The sequence below is a fragment of the Rhizobium sp. CFBP 13644 genome (genome assembly GCF_014842165.1).
Lineage (GTDB): Bacteria > Pseudomonadota > Alphaproteobacteria > Rhizobiales > Rhizobiaceae > Agrobacterium > Agrobacterium tumefaciens_C.
In genome coordinates this window covers 1,017,916-1,042,423 of the sequence record NZ_JACYVF010000001.1, presented here as the reverse complement: position 1 = coordinate 1,042,423, position 24,508 = coordinate 1,017,916, and the positions used below count along the sequence as shown (strand labels likewise).

Sequence of the window (24,508 nt, the reverse complement as noted above, 5' to 3'; positions counted from 1 at the left end):
CGATTGACAAGCGGCAAAGGATTCGGCATATAGATCGCACACAAACTAATCGCTCACAAATTAAAACAAAATAGGAGAACAAGATGTCGATTTTCACCACCACCGACGGTACGCGCATCTTTTACAAGGACTGGGGAGCAGGCCAGCCTATCCTCTTTGCCCATGGCTGGCCGCTGTCGTCCGATGCCTGGGACCAGCAGATGCTGTTCTTCAGCCAGAACGGCTTCCGCGTGATCGCCCATGATCGCCGCAGCCACGGCCGCTCAGATCAGACATTCGACGGCAACAATATGGACCAGTATGCCGACGATCTTGCCGAATTGATCAATGCACTCGACCTGTCAGACCTGATCCTGGTTGGCCACTCGACCGGTGGCGGAGAAGTCTCGCATTATATCGGCCGTCATGGCACGGCTCGTGTTGCCAAGGTTGTTCTGGTGGGTGCGGTTCCGCCGCTGATGCTGAAGACCGCCGACAACCCGAACGGCACGCCGATGGAGGTTTTCGACAGCATTCGTGAGAACACCGCGAAGAACCGTTCGCAGTTCTTCTTTGATCTGACGGTGCCCTTCTACGGATTTAACCGGGACGGTGTCGCGACCAATGACGGCTTGCGGGAGAACTTCCGCCGTATCGGTCTGCAGGGCGGCATCAAGGGTCAGTACGATTGCATTCGGGAGTTCTCGGAGGTCGATTACACCCGGGATCTGAAGAGCATTGATCGCCCGACGCTGATCATTCATGGCGATGACGACCAGATCGTGCCCATCGACGCCTCTGCCCATCGGGCTGCTGATCTCGTAGCCGATGCCACGCTGAAAATCTATTCGGGCGGCTCTCACGGACTGGCTGAGACCGAGGCTGATCGTTTTAACGCCGACGTGCTCGCTTTCATCCGCGGCTGAACATCAGAAGCCTCGTCGACCTCAATATCCTACATCAACTCATCTTTGAGAAAAGGAACTACCATGTCCAAGTTTGTTGCAAGCCTTGCAGTTGCCGGCGCTCTGATCTCGGGTAACGCGGTTGCCCAGCCTGCCAAGCCCACCGTTGTTCTTGTTCATGGCGCATTTGCCGATTCCTCGAGCTGGAACGGTGTTACCCGGATCCTGCAGAAGGATGGCTACCGTGTCGTTGCTGCCACCAATCCATTGCGCAGCGTCTCATCTGACGCTGCCTACATCTCCGATGTGGTTGCGAGTATCAGCGGCCCCGTCGTTCTCGTCGGCCATTCCTATGGCGGTCAGGTGATCACGACCGCTGCCAATGGAAAGGCTAACGTCAAGTCACTGGTCTATGTGGCGGCCTTTGCGCCAGATGAAGGTGAAGCCGCGGCCGATCTTGCTGGAAAATTTCCGGGTGGCACGCTTGGGCAGGCGCTTGCGGCTCCGGTCAAGCTTGCCGATGGCGGTACCGATCTGTCCATCGACCAGAAGAAGTTCCACGATCAGTTTGCGCATGATGTGGGCGTCGAGGATGCTGCCCTCATGGCCGCCGGTCAGCGGCCGATAACGGAGATGGCGCTGACCGAAAAGTCAGGCAAGCCGGCCTGGAAGACACTGCCGTCTTATTCCATCTATGGTAATGGCGACAAGAACATCCCTGCCAAGGCGCTCGGCTTCATGGCTGAGCGGGCAGGATCGAAACGAACTGTTGTCGTTGAAGGAGCGTCGCATGTGGTGATGGTTTCGCAGCCACAGGCAGTCGCAGACCTTATCGAAGAAGCGGCGCAATAAGCGTCGTTCGAATCTCGTCAAGGCGGACTAACTGCGCGGTACTTGTCGCTTGCAATGGTGTGCTTTCTGAAAGAGCTGGTCGGTAGCGCCATTCCAGACCCCGCTGCCGTATTCCATTAGGGTGAACAGCCTGCCCAAAAAACATCTTCGCTTCCCCATCACAAATGGTGGGGAAGCAGATCCATTTGCAGTTCCCGGAGGCTACCGCCCGGTACGAAATAAAGCCTTGGTGATGGTGCTGTCCGAAACGAGTTTGTCGTCCGGTTACAGCTTCCGGGCCTTGGCGTCGCCGCGCATATTTTACTCGCCTTCATGCACCTCACGAAGGATTCCTAGCCCGCCACAAGAACCGAGATTTGATGCTGCGGGGTAAACGAAGGTGGAGTTAAATACATAACAATTACGATATGATATGGCATTTAATAAGTTTGGATGGGTCGCTTCGAATATCAGCCACCCTGTCCACCATCCCCCGAACAAAAATTCCGAAATTGCTCAGAGCGCGAAGCGCGCTCACCCAGCCGTTTCCTTGAACAGCACGTTCTGGTCCAGCAGGTAGCGCGAGAACAGGGGAAGACTTGCGCCGCCGATGGCGCGGGCTTGGCTGCCGACGGAGCCTTCCATGATTTCGGGGACCGATACGCCCTGAAGATCATGCAATTCCAGCGCCTTCTTGGTGGCGGAGGTGATGCGCTGGCGCACCCACGCGGGAAAGCCGCCATCGATGATGACGGATGCGAAATCGATAATCGAGGCGGCGGCGAGCACGGCTTGTGCCAGCGCTGCGGCGGTGTTTTGGATCCACAGTTCCAGCGGCTCACCGAAATCCACCCATTCATCGGGAGAAAACCAGAGCGGCTTGGGGTCGATATTGTTTTCGCGCAGCATGTCTTCCAGAACGAAGATCGAGGCGATCTTGAGCAGGGGTACGGTGGAGCCATCCCGGCCTTGAACGGGCAGGGGCCCGATGGCACCGGCTGCACCCGTTCGCCCGGAAAACAGTGCCGAATTCAACACCACGCCGCCGCCGATGAAGGAGCCGATGAAGACATAGAGAAAATCTGGATATTGCTGGCCCAGACCAAAGACGAGTTCGGCGCCGCAGGCGCTGGTCGCGTCATTCTGCAGGAATACCGGATAGCTGACCTTGGCAGCAATTTCGGCGCGCAGATCGAACCCGCGCCAGCGGTCCATCTCCTGTTGCGGCGCGCCCACCTCTGCCGCCCAGCTCCACATTTCAAAGGGTGCGGCGATGCCGATGCCGGCGATTCTTTCGCGCATCTCAGGTGTCAGCCGCGCTTCCAGCTCTGCCATGCCATTGATGACAAACGGCAGGATCCACTCCGGCATGGGGTAGGGGTAGGTGTTGCGCAGCTTGAGCCGGATGCGCCCGACAAAATCCATCAGCACGAGATCAACACTGCGACGACCGATTTTCACACCGAAGGAAAGCACCGCATCGGGGTTAAGCCGCATGGGCGTCGATGGCTGGCCAACCTTGCCGCGCAGGGGCTCGCCGCGAATAAGAAGCCCGTCGCTTTCCAGCGAGCGCATGATGACGGAAACGGTCTGAGCCGACAGGCCGCTGCGGCGCGCAATCTCGGCCTTCGACATGCCGCTGTGTCGGCGCACCAGCGACAGGACCAGGCGTTCATTATAGGCGCGCACACGGACCTGATTGGCACCTCCGCTCAAATCCGGTGCAGTTGCTGCTGGTTGCTGCAGCGGCTCGCTTTCGCGTTTCATGTGGCATTCCCTCCCGGCCGGCAATGGTTTTTCGCCGGCTGCATATGCTCTCCACATCTTTGTTTTTGCCGGAAATAAGGTGTCCTCCCACCAAATTTCCCTAGATGCGGAATTCATAAAATGCCACAAAGAATTAATAATTCAATTGGATTTATTTATTGACAGAGGATTGTTTTGGTGTTTCCATCTGTCGCAGTGGCCCCGCTCTTGGAGGAGAAGGGTCGCAACAGTCGCTTCAACAGGAAGCACTTGTCTCATCATCGGGAGGACTACATGAAAAGCACTGTTTCCGCCATTCTCGGCGCGCTCGCGCTCGGCGTTTCCTTTGGCTCAGTCGCTTCGGCTGCCGATACGTCGGTTTGCCTGATCACAAAAACAGATACGAACCCCTTCTTCGTCAAGATGAAGGAAGGCGCAACGGCCAAGGCCAAGGAAGTTGGCGTGAAGCTGAAGTCCTACGCCGGCAAGATCGATGGTGACTCCGAAAGCCAGGTTGCTGCAATCGAATCCTGCATCGCCGATGGCGCCAAGGGCATTCTCATCACCGCATCCGACACCAAGGGCATCGTGCCGACCATCAAGAAAGCCCGCGAAGCTGGCCTTCTCGTGATCGCGCTCGACACACCACTTGATCCTGTCGATTCTGCTGACGCGACATTCGCAACCGACAACCTGCTTGCCGGCAAGCTGATTGGCCAGTGGGCCAAGGGCACCATGGGCGACAAGGCAAAGGACGCCAAGGTTGGCTTCCTCGATCTGACGCCTGACCAGCCAAGCGTTGACGTTCTGCGCGACCAGGGCTTCATGATGGGCTTCGGTATCGATCCGAAGGACGCGAGCAAGATTGGTGACGAAAACGATCCACGCATCGTTGGCCACGACGTGACCAACGGCAACGAAGAAGGCGGCCGCAAGGCCATGGAAAACCTTCTCCAGAAGGATCCAGGCATCAACGTTATCCACACCATCAATGAACCGGCTGCTGTCGGTGCCTACCAGGCACTCAAGGCTGTTGGCATGGAAGGTAACGTGCTGATCGTTTCCGTTGACGGCGGTTGCCCAGGCGTGAAGTCTGTTCAGGATGGCGTTATCGGCGCAACATCGCAGCAGTACCCGCTGATGATGGCAGCGCTCGGCGTGGAAGCGATCAAGAAGTTCGCTGACACCGGCGTTAAGCCAAAGCCAACCGAAGGCAAGTCCTTCTTCGACACGGGCGTTTCGCTCGTAACCGACAAGCCGGTTGAAGGTGTACCTTCGATCAGCGTCAAGGAAGGCCTTGCGAAGTGCTGGGGTTGATCCCTTAACCTTTGACAAAACCAGGCCAGCCGGAACCCGGGTTCCGGCTGGCTTTCCCATAAGTTTTCGCAGTCAGATTATCCGGCTAAGGATTGAGCCCCGCAGCGGGCGGACGCTGGCGAGCGGGAGGAGGAAACATGAGCGGAATACAGGAATTCGAGCGAGTGCTTGATGGCAGCGACAAGAATGTCGCGTCGTTCGAACAGCAAAAAATTTCACCTTTGAAACGCGCGCAGCATTTTCTGCATTCGACGCCTGCGGCTGTGCCGCTGATCGTTCTGGTGATGTCGATCGCCATTTTCGGTCTGACCATCGGCGGACGTTTCTTTTCATCCTACACGTTGACGCTGATCCTGCAGCAGATTGCCGTCGTCGGCATTCTCGGCTCGGCCCAGACGCTGATCATTCTGACCGCCGGTATCGATCTCTCGATCGGCGTTGTCATGGTGATCTCATCGGTGGTGATGGGTAATGTAGCCGTAAACTACGGATTGCCGAGCGGCGTTGCTGTTCTCGCTGGCTTCGTGGTCGGCGGATTGTGCGGCTTCTTCAACGGCTTTCTGGTTTCCGTGGTCAAGTTGCCGCCGTTCATCGTGACGCTGGGATCATGGAACATCGTCATGGCGACGAATTTCATCTATTCGGCCAACGAGACCATCCGCGATACGGATGTCGCGGCGAACGCGCCGCTTCTGCAGATTTTCGCCACCAATTTCCGTATCGGCAGCGCCATTCTGACGCTTGGTGTTATCGCCATGGTCCTGCTTGTTGCTCTGCTCTGGTATATTCTCAACCACACCGCCTGGGGCCGCCACGTCTATGCCGTGGGTGATGATCCTGAAGCGGCAAAGCTTTCCGGTATCCAGACGCGCAAGATCCTTCTCAGCGTCTATACGGTTGCTGGCTTTATCGCGGCCTTCGCTGCCTGGGTTGCCATTGGCCGTAACGGCTCGATTTCGCCATCCGCTGCCGTGACCGACTACAATCTGCAAGCCATCACGGCAACGGTGATTGGCGGCATCTCGCTGTTTGGCGGGCGCGGCTCCATTCTCGGCACGCTGTTTGGCGCGATGCTGGTGGGTGTTGTGTCCATGGGCCTCAATATGCTGGGTGCAGACCCCCAATGGAAAGTCATGTTGACAGGCTGGCTGATTATCGCCGCCGTCGCAATTGACCAATGGATCCGAAAGGCAGGCGTGTGATGACCGTTGATTACACAAGGAAACCCATTCTTTCCGCTCATGGTCTCGTCAAGCGCTATGGCCGCGTGACCGCTCTCGACCATGCGGATTTCGATCTCTATCCGGGCGAAATCCTGGCCGTGATCGGCGATAACGGCGCGGGCAAGTCCTCGCTGATCAAGGCTCTTTCAGGCGCGGTGCGCGCGGACGAAGGCGAGATCAGGCTGGATGGCGAAGTCGTTCAGTTCAAGACGCCGCTCGAAGCCCGCGATGCCGGTATCGAGACCGTCTATCAGAACCTTGCCCTTTCGCCCGCTCTGTCGATTACCGACAACATGTTCCTGGGACGTGAGCTGAGAAAGCCCGGCATCTTGGGCTCGGTGTTCCGCAAGCTCGACCATGCTGCCATGGACAAGTTTGCCCGCAGCAAGCTCTCTGAACTTGGCCTGATGACCATTCAGAACATCAACCAGTCGGTGGAAACCCTGTCTGGTGGCCAGCGTCAGGGCGTTGCCGTGGCAAGAGCGGCAGCCTTCGGCTCCAAGGTCGTCATTCTCGACGAACCAACGGCGGCGTTGGGCGTGAAGGAAAGCCGTCGCGTGCTGGAGCTTATTCTCGATGTCCGCTCGCGCGGAATGCCGATCGTGCTCATCTCCCACAACATGCCGCATGTGTTCGAGGTCGCAGACCGCATTCACATCCACCGGCTTGGCAAGCGCCTGTGCGTCATCAACCCGAAGGAATACACGATGTCCGACGCGGTTGCCTTCATGACAGGCGCGAAAGAACCGCCGAAAGAGATACTCGCCGCATGACGATGACACTTGATGCGCTGGCTGATGACATCATCCAGCGCGCGTCAGACGCATCCCGCTTCATGGTTGCGATTGCCGGTCCCCCAGGGGCCGGCAAGTCCACGCTGGCAGATGCGCTGCATGGCGAATTGATCCGACGCGGCGAAAAGGCCGAAGTCCTGCCCATGGACGGGTTCCATATGGATAACGGCATTCTGCAACATCGCGGTTTGCTGGCCCGCAAGGGCGCGCCTGAGACATTCGATGTGCGCGGCTTCTCAGATATTCTGGAAGCGGTTCGCCGGGGCGATCAGGAGGTTCTGGTTCCGGTGTTTGACCGTTCGCGGGAAATCGCCATCGCCTCTGCAAGGGCCGTTTCGCCTGAAACGCGGTTCATTCTGGTGGAAGGCAATTATCTCCTCCTCAATGAAGAACCATGGGCAAAGCTGAAAGACAGCTACGATTTTTCCATTTTCGTTGGTCCCACTGTCGAGGTTCTGGAGCAGCGTCTGCGCGACCGCTGGGTCGGCTACGGGCTCGATGAGGTTGGAATACAGGCCAAGCTCTATGATAACGACCTGCCAAACGGCAAGCGTGTGGTGGAGAACTCCGTTCGCGCCGATATCAGCATCGATATCTGGGAATAGCGGCGTCAAAGCCTGCAGCAATATGCGGTTTGTCTGAAAATCCATTCCGATTTTGAGCCGCATGTTGTAGGTCATGATCCCATGACGATTCTGGATGCGGCATGACTGCCAAGGTTTTCCTCTCCCGGCTGACACTGACCGAGTTTCGCAATTACGCGGAGGTCTCGCTGCGCCTTGATGACCGCCACGTGGTGCTGACGGGCGACAATGGCTCGGGCAAGACCAATCTCCTGGAAGCCATCTCCTTTCTGTCGCCGGGCCGCGGGTTGCGGCGCGCCACCCTCTCCGATGTCACGCGGGTGGGAGCGCAAAGCGCGGGCTTTTCCATCTTCGCCGAGGTGAGCGGAATGGATGGCGAAGTCGCCATCGGCACCGGGCTGGAAGGCGAGGGGGAGGCGTTGGCGCGTCGCCTCCGTTTGAACGGCACGTCGGTCAGATCCGTGGACGAGTTGACCGATCATCTGCGCGTGCTGTGGCTGACACCCTCCATGGACGGCCTTTTTACCGGCTCTTCATCCGACCGACGCCGCTTTTTAGACCGGCTGGTGCTGTCGCTGGACCCCGGCCATGGCCGAAGGGCCAGTGATTTTGAAAAGGCCATGCGCGGTCGCAACCGGCTCCTGTCGGATGGCCGGTTTGATCCGGTCTGGCTGGAGGGCATCGAAAAACAGATGGCCGAGCTTGGCATTTCCATGGCGATGGCCCGGCACGAAATGCTGGGGCTGCTGACGGCGCTGATCGACAGCCGCAGCGATGACACGAACTTCCCGACTGCATCACTGACGCTGTCAGGCTTCATGGATGGGCAGTTTCACCGTCCGGCGGTCGATCTGGAAGACGAGTATCTAGCCGCGCTGAAGGATAACAGATACCGCGATGCTAGCGCCGGGCGCACGCTGGAAGGGCCACACCGGGCTGATCTGTTCGTGCGCCATGCGGAAAAGGACATGGATGCGGGGCGCTGCTCCACCGGTGAGCAGAAGGCGCTTCTCGTCGGCCTCGTTCTCGCCCATGCGCAGCTCACCGCCAACATGACCGGCCACGCGCCGGTGCTGCTGCTGGATGAAATTGCCGCCCATCTGGATGAGGGACGGCGCGCCGCCTTGTTCGATCTCATCCATGCGCTGGGCGGCCAGAGCTTCATGACCGGGACAGATGCTGCCATGTTTGCAGGGCTTGGCGACCGGGCACAGTTTTTCGATGTTTCCCATGGGCGCATCGGGTGATAGGTCTTGCACCCTGTTGAGATTGCCGGGAGACGACACTTTGGACCCCCTGACACCAGATGAAATCGAACGTTACAAGCGCCATATCCTGTTGCCGGAAATCGGCGGCGTCGGCCAGCAGCGCCTGAAAGCGGCCAAAGTGCTTGTCATCGGCGCGGGCGGTCTTGGCGCGCCTGTGCTCTATTATCTGGCAGCTGCGGGTGTTGGAACGCTCGGCATCATCGATGACGATGTTGTTTCTCTGTCCAACTTGCAGCGTCAGGTCATTCATGACACGGGCACCCTGGGAGACTTGAAAACCGAAAGCGCCCGCCAATCCATCGCGCGGCTGAACCCGCATGTGCGCACCATCAGTTTCGAGGAGCGTTTCTCGCTCGTCTGGGCGCATGACCATCTGAAAAGCTTCGATCTGGTCATTGATGGCTCCGACAATTTCGATACGCGCTACGCGGCAGCCGATGCGGCCGAAACCGCAGAAATTCCACTGGTCACAGGTGCTGTCGGGCGTTTCGATGGTTCGGTGACGGTTCTGAAACCCTATGAAGCCGGTGCCGACGGCATCTTGTTTCCGCGCTACCGTGATCTCTTCCCAATGCCGCCGCCGCAGGGCGTCGTTCCGTCCTGCGCAGAAGTGGGTGTGATTGGGGCCCTGACCGGCGTGATTGGCACCATCATGGCGATGGAGGCCATCAAGATGATCACAGGAACCGGCGAGCCGTTGATTGGCCGGTTGCTGCTCTATGATTCGCTTTCAGCGCGGTTCGATACGATGCGATACAAACGCAGGGCAAGCAAAGCATGATCGAGATTATCAGGATCGATGACAGTTTTTCACGCCATGAGGATCTGCTGGCACTGATCCTCTCCTCCTTTGCCTATATGGATGGGGTGATCGATCCGCCTTCTTCGGCCCATCGGCTGACGTTGGATAATCTGGTGCAGAAAACCCGAGACGAAATCGCCTTCATCGCGCTGGATGGGGAAGATTTGCAGGGCTGCATATTCTGCAAGCCGGAAGCGACAAGCCTCTATGTCGGCAAGCTTGCCGTTTCACCCTCGTCGCAGGGCAAAGGCGTGGGCGCGGCACTGCTGGGACAGGCTGAGGAGGTTGCCCGTGATCTTCAGCTTCCGGCGCTGCGGCTGGAAACCCGCATCGAGCTGACGCAAAACCATCGCCGCTTCGCTGCCTGGGGCTTTGTGCGCACGGCAGAAAACTCCCATCCCGGCTACACCAGAGTGACCTCCATCGAGATGATGAAGGTCTTGACTGAAACCGTTTAGCTTCGTCCCGGCAAGACGCGGTTGGGTGGGCGGTGGCCATCGAAAAAGGCACGGATGTTGATGATGACCTTGTCACCCATGTCGATGCGGCCTTCGATGGTGGCAGAGCTCATATGCGGCAGCAAGACAACTTTGCCCTCTTTGGCGAGCTTGATGAGCTTGGGATTAACGACAGGTTCGTTTTCGAACACATCGAGCCCCGCACCGGCAATCTTGCCATCCATCAGGCAACGGATCAGCGCCGCCTCATCGATAATATCGCCACGCGCAGTGTTGACGATGTAGCTTGTGGGCTGCATCAGCGCCAGATGGCGGGCGGAAATCAGATGATAGGTGGCAGGCGTTGACGGGCAATTGACGGAAACGATGTCCACACGGGCCAGCATCTGGTCGAGGCTGTCCCAATAGGTCGCCTCAAGCTCCGCTTCAGTAGCAGGGTTGACGCGCTTGCGGTTGTGATAATGGATCGACAAGCCAAACGCCTTGGCGCGACGGGCAACAGCGGTGCCGATGCGGCCCATGCCGACAATGCCAATGCGCTTGCCCGAAAGGCGACGCCCCAGCATCCAGGTGGGCGACCAGCCGCGCCATTCATCCGAGCCATTGGCGAGAACGCGTGTTCCCTCCACCAGCCGGCGCGGTACGGCCAGAACCAGAGCCATGGTCATATCGGCGCTGTCTTCGGTCAGCACGTTGGGTGTGTTGGTGACAGTGATGCCCTTACGGGCCGCGGCATCCACATCAATATGGTCGATACCGTTTGAAAATCCGGCGATCAGTTTCAGTTGAGGACCGGCCTGCTCGATCATCTCGGCGGTGATGCGATCCGTGACGGTCGGAACCAGCACGTCCACTTTCTGCATGGCGGCAATCAGCTCTGCCTTGCTGCGCGGAGCGTCTTCGATGTTCAATTCCGCATCGAACAGCTCACGCATGCGGGTTTCGACCAGATCCGGCAACTTGCGTGTCAAATAGACGCTCGGTCTCTTCTTATTCGTCATTGTCAGCAGGTACCTTGTTCAGAGGTCGTTAACCAAAAAGAGCGATAATTTCGTTTGTCACGGGCGTTTCTACCAGACCCACCGGCGAAGACAAACAAATCTCGCATGTTGCTGGTGTCGACTTTCATAATGGTCGTCTCGTTCGTCTGCTTGATTATTGAACTGCTAGGAAACGGAAACCGGCATGCGTAGCGTTGTCTTTACTGTCTGCATTGCATTGTCGCTGGGTTTTCTCGACGCTGCAAGCGCGCCTGTTTTGGCACAAGGTGCCGCCAAGGGCGCAAGCGGCCTGCCCCTGCCACGCTTCGTCAGCCTCAAATCAAGACGCGTCAACATGCGCATCGGCCCCAGCACCGATTACGCGGTATCGTGGATGTATATGAAGTCCGGCATGCCTGTGGAAATCATTCAGGAATATGAGAACTGGAGGCGCATTCGCGATGCCGACGGCACGGAAGGCTGGGTCAACCAGGCGCTGCTCTCTGGCGAGAGAACGGCCCTTGCAGCACCGTGGATGCGTGGCAAAGGCAAGGATGTCTATGTGAACATGCGCCGCGAGTCACAGTCGGGCGCGCCTGTGGTTGCCAAGCTCGAGCCCGGCGTTCAGATCAGCATTGGCGAATGCAATGGCGACTGGTGCAAGGCGCAGGCCGGTCAGGTGACCGGCTGGGTGTCTCAGGGGGAAATATGGGGCGCTTACCCCGGAGAAGCCTTCAAGTAGCTGAAGGCTCTCCTTTACTGGCCTTAGATAAGGCCGTGCTTTTCTGCCAAGGCCTTCAATGAAGACATGGGGCGGGGGCCAATCTGCTGGATGACGGCTGCGGCCGCGAGGCATCCAAGCTTGCCGCTATCTTCCAGCGAACGGCCCTGCGTGTAACCATAAAGAAAGCCAGAGGCAAACAGATCGCCCGCACCCGTCGTGTCGACCACGTCGAAGACAGGATAGGCCTCAACCTTCACGCGCTCGCTGCCGCGAACAATGGTGGCGCCTTCTTCGCTCATGGTCACAGCCGCGATCTTGCAATCGGCAGCGATCTTGGTCAGCGCCAGCTCGAAATCATCAGTCTCATAGAGCGAGAGCGCTTCCTGCTTGTTGGCGAAGACGATATCGACGGTGCCGGAGCGCATCAGCTCCAGAAATTCCTCGCGGTAACGGCCAACGCAGAAACTGTCAGAGAGTGTCATGGACACTTCGCGGCCATTTTCGTGGGCAATACGGGCGCAATCACGGATGGCATCCTTGGCGCGTGGCGGATCCCACAGATAACCCTCGAAATAGGTGACCTGAGATTCCGCAACGACGGATGGCTCCACATCTTCAGGGCCAAGTTCGACGCAGGCGCCGAGATAGGTGTTCATCGAGCGCTCGCCATCTTCGGTCACGAAGATCATTGAGCGGGCAGTGGGCGGGAATGTGCCCTGCGGCTTGGTTTCGAAGTGGACGCCCTGGGCGCGGATATCGTGCTGGAAAATCTCGCCAAGCTGATCTTCGGCCACCTTGCCGAAATAGGCGGCGCGTCCGCCGAAATTGGCAATGCCCGCTGCCGTGTTCCCGGCGCTGCCGCCTGATGCTTCAAGCGCCGGTCCCATGAGGGAATAGAGCAGTTCGGCACGCTCGGCATCGATGAGGTTCATCGCGCCCTTGGTGATTGCGTTCTCATTGAGAAACCCATCATCACACCGGGAAATGATATCCACAATGGCATTGCCAACTGTCAGTACGTCGAATTTTGTCATGGGCCTCTTGTCCGGGATGCATCTTTGGATGCGTTATATACCATCCGGTCTTAAAGAATTTTACCGCCAAGAAAAGCCAAAACCGTGTGCCATCATCTTAAGCGAGAAAGAGTACGCGTCATGTGTTTGTCATAGTGAATTGTTATAGAATGCGCATTGCGTCACCACGGATGTACTGGTGGGGCAAGCGGATGAAAGCGGGGCTGACCCCGCTTTTTTCTTTTGTTCGGTCGCCACAGATGCGCTAGACCGGAAGCCTTCTGTAAGGGCCTGCGAAAGTACCTCCGCAATGTATGCTGTCGCCATCAATGTCGCGCCGATCTTTATTCTCATTCTCATTGGCTGGATGACGGTGAAGGTGAAGATGTTCAAGGCGGAGGCGAGCGATGTTCTGAGCGACTTCGTGTTCAAGGTCGCCGTGCCGACGCTGATCTTTCGAACTCTTGCCACGGCGGATTTTCACGGCGCATCACCCTTCAAGCTCTGGATCACCTATTTCTTCGGCGTTGCCATTACCTGGGCGGCAGGGCAGCTGATAACGCGCCACGTTTTCAAACAGGATCTGCGGATCAGTGTGATTGCCGGAATTTCATCCGCCTTTGCCAACAATATCTTCATCGGCCTGCCGCTGGTCGGTCGCTCCATCGGTAGCGATGGCATCGTGGCAATCTCCATCCTGCTTGTCGTGCATCTGCCGATCATGATGATCGCCGGAACGATTTTGATGGAGAACGCCACGCACAAGGTGACTGGTGGCGAAAAGCGCAGTGCATTTGCCGTGCTCAAGCAGGTCGGACGAAACCTCGCACAGAATCCGTTGGTGATTGCGCTTGTGCTGGGGCTGAGCTTCAACATGACAGGTTTCGCGATGCCCGACGTGGTGACGACGGTGATCGATCAGATTGCCGGTATGGCCGGTCCGGCGGCGCTGATTTCGTTGGGCATGGCGCTGACGAAATACCCCATTCGTGGCAATCTGCGTATCGCGATGACGATAACTGCTCTCAAGCTGATCCTGATGCCAGCCTGCGTGTGGCTGATGGCCCATGCGCTGGGCCTGAGCCCCGCATGGACTGCAGCGCTGGTCCTCACATCCTGCGTGCCGACGGGCATCAATTCATGGCTGCTGGCCAACCGCTTCGGCATTGGCCACAGCATTGCCGCCTCCACGATCAGCATTTCCACCCTGTTTGGTGTGCTGACCGTGTCGTTCTGGGCGTGGCTGTTAAGCTGATTACTTCTGCGCGCTCAAAACCTTGAAGCGCGAATTGCGGCACACTTCCTGGCTGGAACGGAACTCCGTGGAGAGGACAGTCTCGTAAGGCATGCCGCGATTGGCAACCATCAGCAGCTTTCCGCCGCTGCGAAGTGCGGTTGCCGCAGTCTTGATCATGGCCTGGCCGAGTGCTGGCTCTGACGCCTGACCATTGGCGTGGAAAGGCGGGTTCATGATGATAAGGTCGTATTTTTCCTTCGGTGGCTCTGCCACCAGATCCTGCCAGAAGAAGCGCGTTGTCAGGCGCGGGCAATTTTCCAGCATGTTGGTCTTGGCAAATTCCAGCGCATTCCAGTCTGCCTCGAACAGATCGATACGGGCCGTGCGCGGGGACTTTTCAGCCAGCATGACGGAGAGATAGCCCCAGCCTGCGCCGAAATCGGCCGCATTGCCATCGAAATCCGTTGGCATGCGCGATGCCAGAAGCTCCGAGCCGCCATCGATGCGGTCGTGCGAGAACATGCCGGGCATGGCTGTGAAGCGGCCATCGACGGTGACAGCACCCTGCTGGAGCTTGGCAACAGCCGCAGTCACATCTTCAGGGCGGCGGAACCAGATGGCGACGCCGTGATATTTCGGTGTCGATTCCGCTTCGATGCCGAGCTTTGCCAGCGTCTTGCGCAGCGTGACGATGCCGTCTTCCTTGGAACCGGCGGCGACGATGAGGCCACCGGCCTTCACGCGGGTCAGCGCCTGCGCCAGACGGTTTTCGTTTTCGCCACGGTGCTTGCCACCGATCAGAAGTGCGACGTCATAATCTTCGCCGGAAATATCCGGGGTAACTTCGACGCCTTGCGCATGCAGTGCGCGGTAGAGCGGGCGAAGGTTCTGAACGGCAGTGATACTGGCCTCAAACCCTTCCACACGCGGCGCATCCGCTTCTGCGCCCAGAAACAGGACGCGCTCGCCCGTTTTCGGGATCGCCAGCATGTCTGCGGCAAAGGGATGGAACAGGGTTTTGACAGCGTCACGGCTCATGGGGTCGGTCCTAAGTTCAAATAGAAAAAAGGCGCGGGGAGATGCCCCGCGCCTCGATATCGGTCAGCGCAGCCAGCCTTACTCGGCAGCTTCGCCTTCGTTCTTCTTTTCAGTGGCTTCCTTGCCGGTTGCCTGATCGACAACCTTCATGGACAGGCGAACCTTGCCACGCTCGTCAAAGCCCATCAGCTTGACCCAAACCTTATCGCCTTCCTTGACGACGTCGGAGGTCTTGGCAACGCGATCGGCTGCCAGCTGCGAGATATGAACCAGACCGTCACGCGCGCCGAAGAAGTTGACGAATGCGCCGAAGTCAGCGGTCTTAACGACTGTGCCTTCGTAGATCATGCCAACTTCAGGCTCTGCCACGATGGAGTGGATCCACTTGCGAGCTGCTTCGATTTCCTTGCCGGAAGACGAAGCGATCTTGACGGTGCCATCGTCTTCGATGTTGATCTTGGCGCCTGTCTTTTCAACGATTTCGCGGATGACCTTGCCGCCGGAGCCGATGACTTCACGGATCTTGTCGACCGGAATGTTCATGACTTCGATGCGTGGTGCAAACTCGCCGAGCTGCGAACGTCCCTCGGTGATGGCATTGGCCATTTCGCCGAGAATGTGCGTGCGGCCACCCTTTGCCTGCTCCAGAGCAACCTTCATGATCTCTTCGGTGATACCGGCGATCTTGATGTCCATCTGCAGCGAGGTGATGCCGTCAGCTGTACCGGCAACCTTGAAGTCCATATCGCCGAGGTGATCTTCATCGCCCAGGATGTCGGACAGAACGGCGAAGCGTTCGCCTTCAAGGATGAGGCCCATGGCAATACCGGCCACTGGCTTGGCAAGCGGAACGCCTGCATCCATCAGCGCGAGCGATGTGCCGCAAACGGTTGCCATCGAGGACGAGCCGTTGGACTCGGTGATCTCGGAGACGACGCGCAGCGTGTAAGGGAACTGTTCGACCGATGGCAGCATCGGGCGGATAGCGCGCCAAGCGAGCTTGCCGTGGCCGATTTCGCGGCGGCCTGGGGAGCCCATGCGGCCTGTTTCACCAACCGAGTAGGGAGGGAAGTTGTAATGCAGAAGGAAGCGTTCCTTGTACATGCCGGTCAGGCTGTCCACGTACTGCTCGTCTTCGCCGGTGCCGAGTGTGGCAACAACGATGGCCTGTGTTTCGCCGCGTGTGAACAGCGCAGAACCGTGGGTGCGTGGCAGCAAGCCGACTTCAGAAACGATCGGGCGAACAGTGGACAGGTCGCGGCCATCGATGCGGCTCTTGGTGTCCAGAATGTTCCAGCGAACGATCTTCGCCTGCAGGTGCTTGAAGACAGCGCCGATAACTTCGTTGGTGTACTTTGGCTCTTCGCCTTCTGGGAAGAAGTGAGCCTTGACCTTGCCCTTGACGACGTCAACAGCTGCGTAACGTGCAGCCTTTTCAGTGATCTTGTAGGCATCGCGCAGTTCAGCTTCGGCCAGGCCGAGCATTTCAGCTTCGAGAGCGGAGAAATCTTCCGGTTCGAATTCGCGTGGTTCCTTGGCAGCAACTTCAGCCAGCTTGATGATGGCGTCGATCACAGGCTGGAAGCCGCGATGACCGAACATCACTGCGCCGAGCATGATTTCTTCGTTGAGTTCCTTGGCTTCAGATTCCACCATCAGGACGGCGTCCTGCGTACCGGCAACAACCAGATCCAGAACCGACTCGTCCATCTCGTCGAGATGCGGGTTCAGAACATATTCGCCGTTGATGTAGCCAACGCGTGCGCCGCCGACGGGGCCCATGAAAGGAACGCCAGACAGTGTGAGCGCAGCGGAAGCCGCAACCATCGACAGAACGTCCGGGTCATTTTCGAGATCGTGCTGAATGACAGTGACGACAACCTGTGTGTCGTTCTTGTAGCCTTCAGGAAACAGCGGGCGGATCGGGCGGTCGATCAGGCGGGAAACCAGAGTTTCCTTTTCAGAAGGACGACCTTCGCGCTTGAAATAGCCACCGGGGATCTTGCCGGCTGCGTATGTCTTTTCCTGGTAGTTGACGGTCAGCGGGAAGAAATCCTGACCGGGCTTTGGAGACTTTGCAGAAACAACGGTCGCAAGAACCATGGTCTCGCCGTAGGTTGCGATAACCGCACCATCGGCCTGACGGGCAACCTTGCCTGTTTCAAGTCTAAGTGGGCGGCCTGCCCACTCGATTTCGACGGAATGTTGATTGAACATTTCTTGTCCTCAAATGTAGCCTCGGTTCTCACAGCAAAGGAAAACGCGGCGGCTTTAACACGTCACGGGCAAGACAGCGGGAGGCTTAAACGCGTATGTCTTTGAAGACATGCGGCAACGCAGCAAGCGCTGCATAAGCATCCGGCAATCCTGCCCCATGACAGGTCATCGGTTTGTTTCAGACGGCACCGGCCCATCCGGCCCATCTTCGTTTTGGCGTCCGTGAAGAACAGCCTTAAAGAAAAACCGGCGGGATTTTCTTCTCGAAACCCGCCGGTGTCAGTTTTTAGCGGCGGATGCCGAGTGCGGTGATCAGCTTGGTGTAACGGCCTTCATCCTTCTTCTTGACGTAGTCGAGAAGCGAACGGCGGCTGGAAACCAGAGTCAGAAGGCCACGACGCGAGTGGTTGTCCTTCTTGTGATCCTTGAAGTGGCCTGTCAGGTTGTTGATCCGTTCGGTCAAAATTGCGACCTGAACTTCCGGCGAACCGGTATCACCTTCCTTGATGGCGTACTCCTTGATGAGGGCGGCTTTGCGCTCTGCAGTAATCGACATCGGACGATCCTTTCTATTTTAAGGAAAAACGGGACGCCAAGCGCCGGGATGTCGTCCAGCACTGGCCATGTATAGCGCGGGCGCTGCCCAAGCTGCCCCGCCTATAAACCAATTGCACCATAAAGGAAAGAGGCGATTAAAACCGCCTCTTTCAGGATGACACGCATGGAGATCATCGGGGAGGCCGCAAGGCCTAGCCGAAAACGCGCTTGGGACGAAACTCGCCTTCGGCAATCTCGCCAATGGCAATCAGCTTGCCACGGGCCGTGGCATAGGCTTCCATTTCCGCCGTAGGGGCATCGCGCCCGCGCAGCAGAATGGCGTTGCCCATCTTCAGGCGATGTGCCTGATCATCATTGATGATGAGATGGGGCAGGGATGACAGCGCCTCAGACGTATCGATCAGATAGGCATCCAGTGCGGCCAGTCGCTCGTCACGGTCTTCAATGGCTTCGAACTCGATGAGCTTGGCCAGCGGCACCATGGCGTCTTCGGCAAACGGTGCCACCATGGAGCGGCGCAGCTCAGAGATAAAGCCGTAGCAGCCGAGATCGCGGCCGAAATCGCGGGCCAGCGCGCGCACATAGGTGCCCTTGCCACATTCGACTTCGAAATGCGCCGTATTGGCATCCGGGCAGGCCAGAAGGGTGATGCGGTGAATTTCCACTTCACGTGCCGGGATTTCCACGACCTCGCCACCGCGGGCAATATCATAGGCGCGTTCGCCAGCGATCTTGATGGCCGAAAACTGCGGCGGGATCTGCATGATCGTGCCGGTATAGTTGGGCAGGATATCGCGGATCGCCTGCTCGTCCGGCCGGTTGGGCGATGTGTTGAGCACTTCGCCTTCCATATCGTCGGTCGTGCGCTCTTCGCCCCAGGAAACGGTGAATTCATAGATCTTGCGGCCATCCATCACATAAGGAACGGTCTTGGTCGCATCGCCCAGCGCAATCGGCAACATGCCGGATGCTAGCGGATCAAGCGTGCCAGCGTGGCCAGCCTTCTGGGCGTTAAAGAGCCATTTGATCTTGGAGACGGCCTCTGTCGAGCCGAAATCGAAGGGTTTATCGAGAATAAGCCAGCCGGAAATGTCCCGGCCTTTCGGCTTGCGGTGCTGCTGTTTGCGTGGTTTGGACATGCTTCAGTTCTGCTCGTCGTCTTTATCGGTTGAAGGTCCCAAATCGCGCAGGACCTCCGGGGAGCGCAAAAGCGCGTCGATCTTCTTGTAATTGTCGAAGCTGGTATCGTCGCGGAAACGCAGTTCCGGCACATATTTCAGCTGCCGAATATGCGGGCCGAGGCGGCCACGCAGAAACTTGGCGTGACGGTTCAGCGCCGCAATCGTATCTGTGTGGTCGTCAACGCCGATCGGGGTCACGAAGGCGGTCGCGATCTTGAGATCGGTCGACATGCGCACTTCCGAGATGGAAATCACGGTCTTTTCAATCAGGTCGTCGCGCACTTCGCCACGCTGCAGAATCTGTGTCACCGCTGCGCGAACCTGTTCGGCTACACGAAGCATGCGTTGTGTGGGCGCGGATGATGATGCTTTTGCCATTTTGTCTTAGCCTCAAACAAAGCGAGCGCCGGTTAAGCCGGCGCCCGACAGTTATTTCGTGTACGGCGAAACGCTTAGAGCGTTCTGGTGATGTGCTCTACGCGGAAGCACTCGATGGTGTCGCCAGCGCGGATGTCTTCGTAGTTTTCGAATGCCATACCACACTCCTGACCAACCGGCACTTCGCCGACTTCGTCCTTGAAGCGCTTGAGCGTCTTGAGCTTGCCTTCGTGGATAACGACGTTGTCGCGCACCAGACGAACACCTGCACCACGTTCCACCTTGCCTTCGACGACACGGCAACCGGCAACCTTGCCGACCTTGGTGATGTTGAAGACTTCCAGAATTTCGGCGTTGCCGAGGAAGGTTTCGCGACGTTCTGGAGATAGAAGGCCCGACATCGCAGACTTCACGTCATCCACCAGATCGTAGATGATGTTGTAGTAGCGAATTTCGATGCCAGCGCGCTCGGAAGCCTGACGGGCCTGAGCATTGGCACGAACGTTGAAGCCGATGATGGCCGCGTTCGAAGCTTCTGCAAGCGAGATGTCAGACTCGGTGATACCACCGGCGCCCGAATGGATGATGCGTGCACGAACTTCGTCTGTTCCAAGCTTGTCCAGCGATGCGATGATCGCTTCGACAGAACCCTGCACGTCAGCCTTGATGAGCAGCGGGAAGTCCTTGCGGCCTGTCGCCTGCAACTGCGTCATCATCTGTTCCAGCGAGCCGCGCTGGCCAGTCTGACGGGCAACGGCCTTGTCACGGGCCAGACGCTGACGGTACTCGGAAATTTCGCGAGCGCGACCTTCGTTTTCGACGACCGCGAAGCGGTCACCGGCAGATGGTGTGCCCGAAAGACCGAGAACCTCGACCGGCATGGCCGGACCAGCTTCCTTGACGTGTTCACCCTTGTCGTTGACAAGCGCGCGCACACGGCCCCACTGGTCGCCAGCCACGATGATCTGGCCCGGACGCAGAACGCCCTTCTGAACCAGGATCGTTGCAACGGCACCACGGCCACGGTCGAGTTCGGCTTCGATGACCGTACCTTCCGCCGTGCGGTTGAGGTTTGCCTTCAGGTCGAGAATTTCAGCCTGGAGCAGGACGGCTTCGAGAAGCTTGTCGAGGTTGAGCTTGTTCTTGGCGGAAACTTCCACGTCGAGAACTTCACCACCCATCGATTCCACGAAGACTTCGTGCTGCAGAAGCTGCTGGCGAACCTTTTCAGGGTTTGCCTCGTGCTTGTCGATCTTGTTGATCGCGACGATGATCGGAACACCCGCTGCCTTGGCATGGTTGATCGATTCAATCGTCTGCGGCATCACGCTGTCATCGGCTGCAACCACCAGAATGGCGATGTCGGTGGCCTGTGCACCACGGGCACGCATGGCCGTAAAGGCGGCGTGGCCGGGAGTGTCGATGAAGGTGATCTTGTGACCGTTCTTCTCGACCTGATAGGCACCGATATGCTGGGTGATGCCACCGGCTTCACCGGAAACAACGCTGGTCTGACGGATAGCGTCGAGCAGCGAGGTTTTGCCGTGGTCGACGTGACCCATGATGGTAACAACAGGAGGACGCGAAACCAGTTCGCCGCCATCATCGTCGGAGACGTTGAAGATACCTTCTTCAATGTCGGATTCCGATACGCGCTTGACGGTATGGCCGAAGTCCACTGCGATGATTTCAGCCAGATCGGCGTCGATGACGTCGCCCGGCTTCATCATCTGGCCTTCCTTCATCAGGTACTTGATCACATCGACAGCCCGTTCGGACATACGCTGCGACAGTTCCTGAATGGTGATGGTCTCAGGCAGAGTGACTTCGCGCAGCACCTTTTCGCGCGTTTCCTGCATCTGGCCGCGGCGGAATTTCTCCTGGCGGCGACGCATGGCAGACAGCGAGCGACCGCGAGCCTGACCGTCTTCTTCCAGATTGGAGGTAACCGTCAGCTTACCGCGACGACGCTCTTCTTCTGTCTTGAGGCGAGCAGCAGGCTTGGCAGGAACAGGAGCCGTTACCTTGCCGCGAACCGGCACGCCGCCGCGACGGACGCCACGATCGTCACTTTCTTCTTCGCTACCGGGACGACGGCCGCGAGGACCGGCATTGTCGATGGGCGTAGGGACGGCCGCTGGTATTGTGCGTGTGGTTGTCTGCGAGCGCGTATCGCCACGACCAGCACCAGCAGGAGACCTGGCGGCAACAGGAGCGGGCGCTGCTTCGACCGGAGCCGGAGTTGGAGCAGGGGCAGGCGCGGACTTGGCGGCCAGTGCCTCTTCAGCGGCGCGGCGCGCAGCTTCTTCCTTCTCGGCAATAGCGCGAGCTTCTTCTTCTACCTTGCGGCGTGCTTCGTCTTCGGCGCGCTGCTTGGCTTCGATGATATCGCGAGCCTGGGCTTCTGCCAGAGCGCGGCGACGCGCATCCATTTCGCCAGCCGAAAGGTCATGCAAAACGGCGCCACGTGGGCGGTCCGGCTGACGCGAAGGCTGCGATGGCGCAGAACGGTTCTGATTGTTGTTGTTCTGGTTGCCAGACTGGTAAGGGCGCTGACCCTGAGGCTGCTGACGCGGGGCAGGCGCTGCCGGTGCGGCAGGTCTTGCCGCCTGCGGTGCAGCCGCTGGCGTAGCAGTCGCAGCAGGTGTTACAGGTGTAATGGGCTTCTCGTCTTCTGGACGCAATGGGCGGCGCTTGCGGGTTTCCACCACAACCGCGTTGGTGCGACCACGACCCATATCCTGACGCACAGTACCCTGAGACGCTCCACTGGGCTTCAGTGTCAGGGTCTTCTTGGGCTGTGCGTTGAGTGTCTTGTCGTCGTTGTTATCGGTCATTCCGTTCCCGTTCCTTCAAACGAGAGCCGGATGACATTCATCTGGCCTCGTCTTTAACTAGCTGCATCCGTACGCGGCGGCGGAAATTGTCCGATGACCGCGTCATTGTTCTGTCCGGGCAGCGTCTAAATCCACCTGAGGTCTATCGCCATGGCGATACCGCTCGAGCATCTTTGCGCGCTTCACTACACCCTCACCCGCCTGTCCTGCAAGCGCGCAGGCATGGATAAAAGCATTCTGGCCCATCAGTTCGTCCATTTCCTGCTCACTGAAGAGCTGGAAAGCTGGTATTTCGCTCTCGGCTCCAGAGCCGAGCGTCCAGGCCTTGCGGGCCTGGCTTATCTTTCTCACGCCATCTGGCGCTGCATCCGTTGCGTGAAAAACCGCAAGCACCTGGCCAGACCGGACCGACGCATCGACTTTCGTCGCGCCGGAAATGAACTGGCCCGCCTTGCGCGCCATGTTCATCATTCCCGTCAGGTTCTGCGCCATCAACCGGTCCATCGTATCCAGAAGGTCCGGCCCGGCTTTCACATCCGTCTTCAAGGCGCGTGCAAAGAGCTTCTTCGCAATTGCCTTTTCTATCAGGGCGCGCTCGGGTGTGACCCAGCAACCGCGCCCCGGTAATTGGCGTTTCAGGTCCGGAACAACGCTCTGGTCCGGGCCTGCGACAAAACGGATCAACTCATCCGGTGTTCCGATTTGTCGTGTCACAATGCACATCCGCTCGCTGGCGGTACCTTCGAACGGCTCGTCGTCGAGCAGCTCTTCGGGCTCATGCGCCTGCGATGTCATTCCTGATCGGCGGTATCCGCCTCCTCGGTTGCTGCAGCTTCCTGCTGGGCAGCAAGATCTTCAGCGGTGATCCAGCCAGCCAGAAGACGGGCCTGAACGATCATGTTTTCAGCTTCAACACGAGAAACGTCGAGCTTGGAGAAAGTTCCCTCGAACTTCTTCGTCTCACCGTCCTTGCGCTCACTCCAGCCAACCAGATCGTCGGCGGCGCAGCCTGCAAAGTCTTCGATGGTCTTGACGCCTTCTTCACCAAGGGCGACCAACATCTGAGATGTCAGGCCTTCGATCTGGCGCAGTTCGTCGGCTACACCGAGTTCCTTGCGCTTGGCGTCCATTTCGGTCTCGATGCGCTCGAGATATTCCTTGGCACGGGTCTGGATTTCAACAGCCGTGTCTTCATCGAAACCGTCGATGGACGAGATTTCGCTGAGGTCCACATAAGCCAGTTCCTCGACCTGGGCGAAGCCTTCGGATGCGAGCACCTGACCGACCATTTCGTCCACATCCAGCGCTTCCATGAAGATGCCGGTGCGTTCGTTGAATTCCTTCTGACGGCGCTCGGACTCTTCGGCTTCCGTCATGATGTCGATGTCCCAGCCGGTTAGCTGCGAAGCAAGGCGCACGTTCTGACCGCGACGACCAATGGCGAGCGACAGCTGCTCATCCGGCACGACGACTTCGATGCGCTCGGCTTCTTCATCCAGAACCACCTTGGCGACTTCAGCAGGCTGAAGCGCGTTGACGATGAAGGATGCCGGATCCTGCGACCACGGAATGATGTCGATCTTTTCGCCCTGAAGTTCGGCAACAACGGCCTGAACACGGCTACCGCGCATACCGACGCAGGCGCCGACCGGATCGATCGAGCTGTCATTGGAAATAACTGCGATCTTGGCGCGCGAACCGGGGTCACGGGCAACCGACTTGATCTGGATGATGCCGTCGTAGATTTCCGGCACTTCCATGGTGAAAAGCTTGACCATGAACTGTGGGTGAGTACGCGACAGGAAAATCTGCGGACCACGCTGTTCGCGGCGCACATCGTAAACGAAGGCGCGAACGCGGTCGCCATAGCGCAGGTTTTCGCGAGGAATCATTTCGTCGCGACGGATGATACCTTCGCCACGGCCCAGATCGACGATGACGTTGCCATATTCGACGCGCTTGACAGTGCCGTTGATGATTTCGCCGATGCGGTCCTTGAACTCGTCGAACTGGCGATCACGCTCGGCTTCACGAACCTTTTGAACGATGACCTGCTTGGCGGACTGGGCAGCGATACGGCCGAAATCCATCGGTGGCAGTGGATCGGCAATGTAATCGCCAATCTTTGCATCGACGTTGCGGTCGCGTGCCAGCTCCAGAGGAATCTGCGTGCCGTAGTCTTCGGCCTTCTCGACAACTTCGAGCAGACGCTGCAAGCGGATTTCGCCGGTCTTGGAGTTGATGTCGGCGCGGATGTTGCTCTCGGAACCGTAACGCGAGCGGGCAGCCTTCTGGATGGCGTCGGCCATCGCGGCGAGCACGATTTCGCGGTCGATGACCTTTTCGCGCGCCACAGCATCGGCGATCTGCAGAAGCTCAAGCCGGTTAGCACTTACTGCCATTTTTATGTCTCCGTAAGTCGTTTTGCCCGCGTATCA

The 24,508-nt window shown here is 58.2% G+C and carries 22 protein-coding genes; 11 read left to right on the top strand and 11 right to left on the bottom strand.

From position 1 onward, the window contains the following. Window positions 1–83 precede the first annotated feature (83 nt). Together IFT53_RS04975 and IFT53_RS04970 are read left to right on the top strand one after the other, a co-directional pair. Window positions 84–905 (top strand): alpha/beta fold hydrolase, encoded by an 822-nt coding sequence (locus tag IFT53_RS04975; protein ID WP_192063119.1) that lies wholly within the window; start codon window positions 84–86, stop codon window positions 903–905. Window positions 906–968: 63 nt separating this feature from the next. Further along, window positions 969–1,736, top strand: coding sequence for an alpha/beta fold hydrolase (locus IFT53_RS04970; RefSeq protein ID WP_192063120.1), 768 nt, complete (start codon window positions 969–971; stop codon window positions 1,734–1,736). A 513-nt stretch (window positions 1,737–2,249) separates the two neighbouring features. Here IFT53_RS04970 and IFT53_RS04965 read toward each other — a convergent pair. Then, entirely contained in the window at window positions 2,250–3,482 is a 1,233-nt protein-coding gene (locus IFT53_RS04965; RefSeq protein ID WP_042616141.1) for an ROK family transcriptional regulator, read from the bottom strand. 273 nt (window positions 3,483–3,755) lie between these two features. Here IFT53_RS04965 and IFT53_RS04960 point away from each other — a divergent pair, with 273 nt between their 5' ends. From IFT53_RS04960 to IFT53_RS04930, 7 genes are all read left to right on the top strand, one after another. Beyond that, window positions 3,756–4,778, top strand: coding sequence for a sugar ABC transporter substrate-binding protein (locus tag IFT53_RS04960; protein WP_042616142.1), 1,023 nt, complete (start codon window positions 3,756–3,758; stop codon window positions 4,776–4,778). A 137-nt stretch (window positions 4,779–4,915) separates the two neighbouring features. Then, window positions 4,916–5,980 carry an ABC transporter permease gene (locus IFT53_RS04955; protein ID WP_042616143.1) on the top strand — a complete coding sequence of 355 codons (1,065 nt, stop codon included), beginning with the start codon at window positions 4,916–4,918 and terminating at the stop codon, window positions 5,978–5,980. Further along, entirely contained in the window at window positions 5,980–6,774 is a 795-nt protein-coding gene (locus tag IFT53_RS04950; protein ID WP_042616144.1) for an ATP-binding cassette domain-containing protein, read from the top strand. Before IFT53_RS04955 ends, IFT53_RS04950 begins: the two co-directional genes overlap by 1 nt. Next, window positions 6,771–7,400 carry a nucleoside triphosphate hydrolase gene (locus IFT53_RS04945; RefSeq protein WP_192063121.1) on the top strand — a complete coding sequence of 210 codons (630 nt, stop codon included), beginning with the start codon at window positions 6,771–6,773 and terminating at the stop codon, window positions 7,398–7,400. Before IFT53_RS04950 ends, IFT53_RS04945 begins: the two co-directional genes overlap by 4 nt. A gap of 101 nt (window positions 7,401–7,501) precedes the next feature. Then, window positions 7,502–8,626 (top strand): DNA replication/repair protein RecF, encoded by a 1,125-nt coding sequence (gene recF / locus IFT53_RS04940; protein WP_192063122.1) that lies wholly within the window; start codon window positions 7,502–7,504, stop codon window positions 8,624–8,626. Between the two features lie 40 nt (window positions 8,627–8,666). After that, on the top strand, window positions 8,667–9,428 hold the full coding sequence (locus IFT53_RS04935) for a molybdopterin-synthase adenylyltransferase MoeB (RefSeq protein WP_192063123.1): 762 nt from the start codon (window positions 8,667–8,669) through the stop codon (window positions 9,426–9,428). Continuing rightward, window positions 9,425–9,907, top strand: a complete 483-nt coding sequence (locus tag IFT53_RS04930) for a GNAT family N-acetyltransferase (protein ID WP_192063124.1) — start codon at window positions 9,425–9,427, stop codon at window positions 9,905–9,907. Before IFT53_RS04935 ends, IFT53_RS04930 begins: the two co-directional genes overlap by 4 nt. Here IFT53_RS04930 and IFT53_RS04925 read toward each other — a convergent pair. Then, window positions 9,904–10,908, bottom strand: coding sequence for a 2-hydroxyacid dehydrogenase (locus tag IFT53_RS04925; protein ID WP_192063125.1), 1,005 nt, complete (start codon window positions 10,906–10,908; stop codon window positions 9,904–9,906). The two genes, IFT53_RS04930 and IFT53_RS04925, sit on opposite strands and share 4 nt — an antisense overlap. Window positions 10,909–11,092: 184 nt before the next feature. On the opposite strand from IFT53_RS04925, the gene IFT53_RS04920 reads away from it, so the two are divergent. Next, window positions 11,093–11,629: an SH3 domain-containing protein gene (locus IFT53_RS04920; RefSeq protein WP_042616150.1), complete on the top strand. Its 537-nt coding sequence runs from the start codon at window positions 11,093–11,095 to the stop codon at window positions 11,627–11,629. Between the two features lie 23 nt (window positions 11,630–11,652). Here IFT53_RS04920 and IFT53_RS04915 read toward each other — a convergent pair whose 3' ends face one another. Beyond that, a complete protein-coding gene (locus IFT53_RS04915; protein ID WP_042616151.1) occupies window positions 11,653–12,645 on the bottom strand; it encodes an adenosine kinase in 993 nt (330 codons plus the stop codon). A 289-nt stretch (window positions 12,646–12,934) separates the two neighbouring features. Between IFT53_RS04915 and IFT53_RS04910 the strand changes: the two genes are divergently transcribed. Next, window positions 12,935–13,879 (top strand): AEC family transporter, encoded by a 945-nt coding sequence (locus tag IFT53_RS04910; RefSeq protein WP_192063126.1) that lies wholly within the window; start codon window positions 12,935–12,937, stop codon window positions 13,877–13,879. On the opposite strand, the gene IFT53_RS04905 is transcribed toward IFT53_RS04910, so the two are convergent. The 8 genes from IFT53_RS04905 to nusA all read right to left on the bottom strand — a co-directional run bounded on the left by IFT53_RS04905 (window position 13,880) and on the right by nusA (window position 24,472). Continuing rightward, complete coding sequence (locus IFT53_RS04905; RefSeq protein ID WP_192063127.1) at window positions 13,880–14,899, bottom strand: class I SAM-dependent methyltransferase; 1,020 nt, start codon at window positions 14,897–14,899, stop codon at window positions 13,880–13,882. It lies immediately after the preceding gene. A gap of 78 nt (window positions 14,900–14,977) precedes the next feature. Next, window positions 14,978–17,116: a polyribonucleotide nucleotidyltransferase gene (pnp, locus tag IFT53_RS04900; protein WP_192063128.1), complete on the bottom strand. Its 2,139-nt coding sequence runs from the start codon at window positions 17,114–17,116 to the stop codon at window positions 14,978–14,980. Between the two features lie 286 nt (window positions 17,117–17,402). Next, window positions 17,403–17,672, bottom strand: coding sequence for a 30S ribosomal protein S15 (gene rpsO, locus IFT53_RS04895; RefSeq protein ID WP_042616155.1), 270 nt, complete (start codon window positions 17,670–17,672; stop codon window positions 17,403–17,405). Window positions 17,673–17,865: 193 nt separating this feature from the next. Then, window positions 17,866–18,813 (bottom strand): tRNA pseudouridine(55) synthase TruB, encoded by a 948-nt coding sequence (gene truB / locus IFT53_RS04890; RefSeq protein ID WP_042616156.1) that lies wholly within the window; start codon window positions 18,811–18,813, stop codon window positions 17,866–17,868. Window positions 18,814–18,816: 3 nt separating this feature from the next. Beyond that, the gene (rbfA, locus tag IFT53_RS04885) at window positions 18,817–19,233 is read right to left on the bottom strand and encodes a 30S ribosome-binding factor RbfA (RefSeq protein ID WP_042616157.1); all 417 of its coding nucleotides are present in this window, start codon (window positions 19,231–19,233) and stop codon (window positions 18,817–18,819) included. 74 nt (window positions 19,234–19,307) lie between these two features. Continuing rightward, window positions 19,308–22,070 carry a translation initiation factor IF-2 gene (gene infB, locus IFT53_RS04880; RefSeq protein WP_192063129.1) on the bottom strand — a complete coding sequence of 921 codons (2,763 nt, stop codon included), beginning with the start codon at window positions 22,068–22,070 and terminating at the stop codon, window positions 19,308–19,310. A gap of 102 nt (window positions 22,071–22,172) precedes the next feature. Then, window positions 22,173–22,865 carry an RNA-binding protein gene (locus tag IFT53_RS04875; RefSeq protein ID WP_192063130.1) on the bottom strand — a complete coding sequence of 231 codons (693 nt, stop codon included), beginning with the start codon at window positions 22,863–22,865 and terminating at the stop codon, window positions 22,173–22,175. Next, complete coding sequence (gene nusA / locus IFT53_RS04870; RefSeq protein ID WP_192063131.1) at window positions 22,862–24,472, bottom strand: transcription termination factor NusA; 1,611 nt, start codon at window positions 24,470–24,472, stop codon at window positions 22,862–22,864. Before nusA ends, IFT53_RS04875 begins: the two co-directional genes overlap by 4 nt. Window positions 24,473–24,508: the final 36 nt, after the last annotated feature.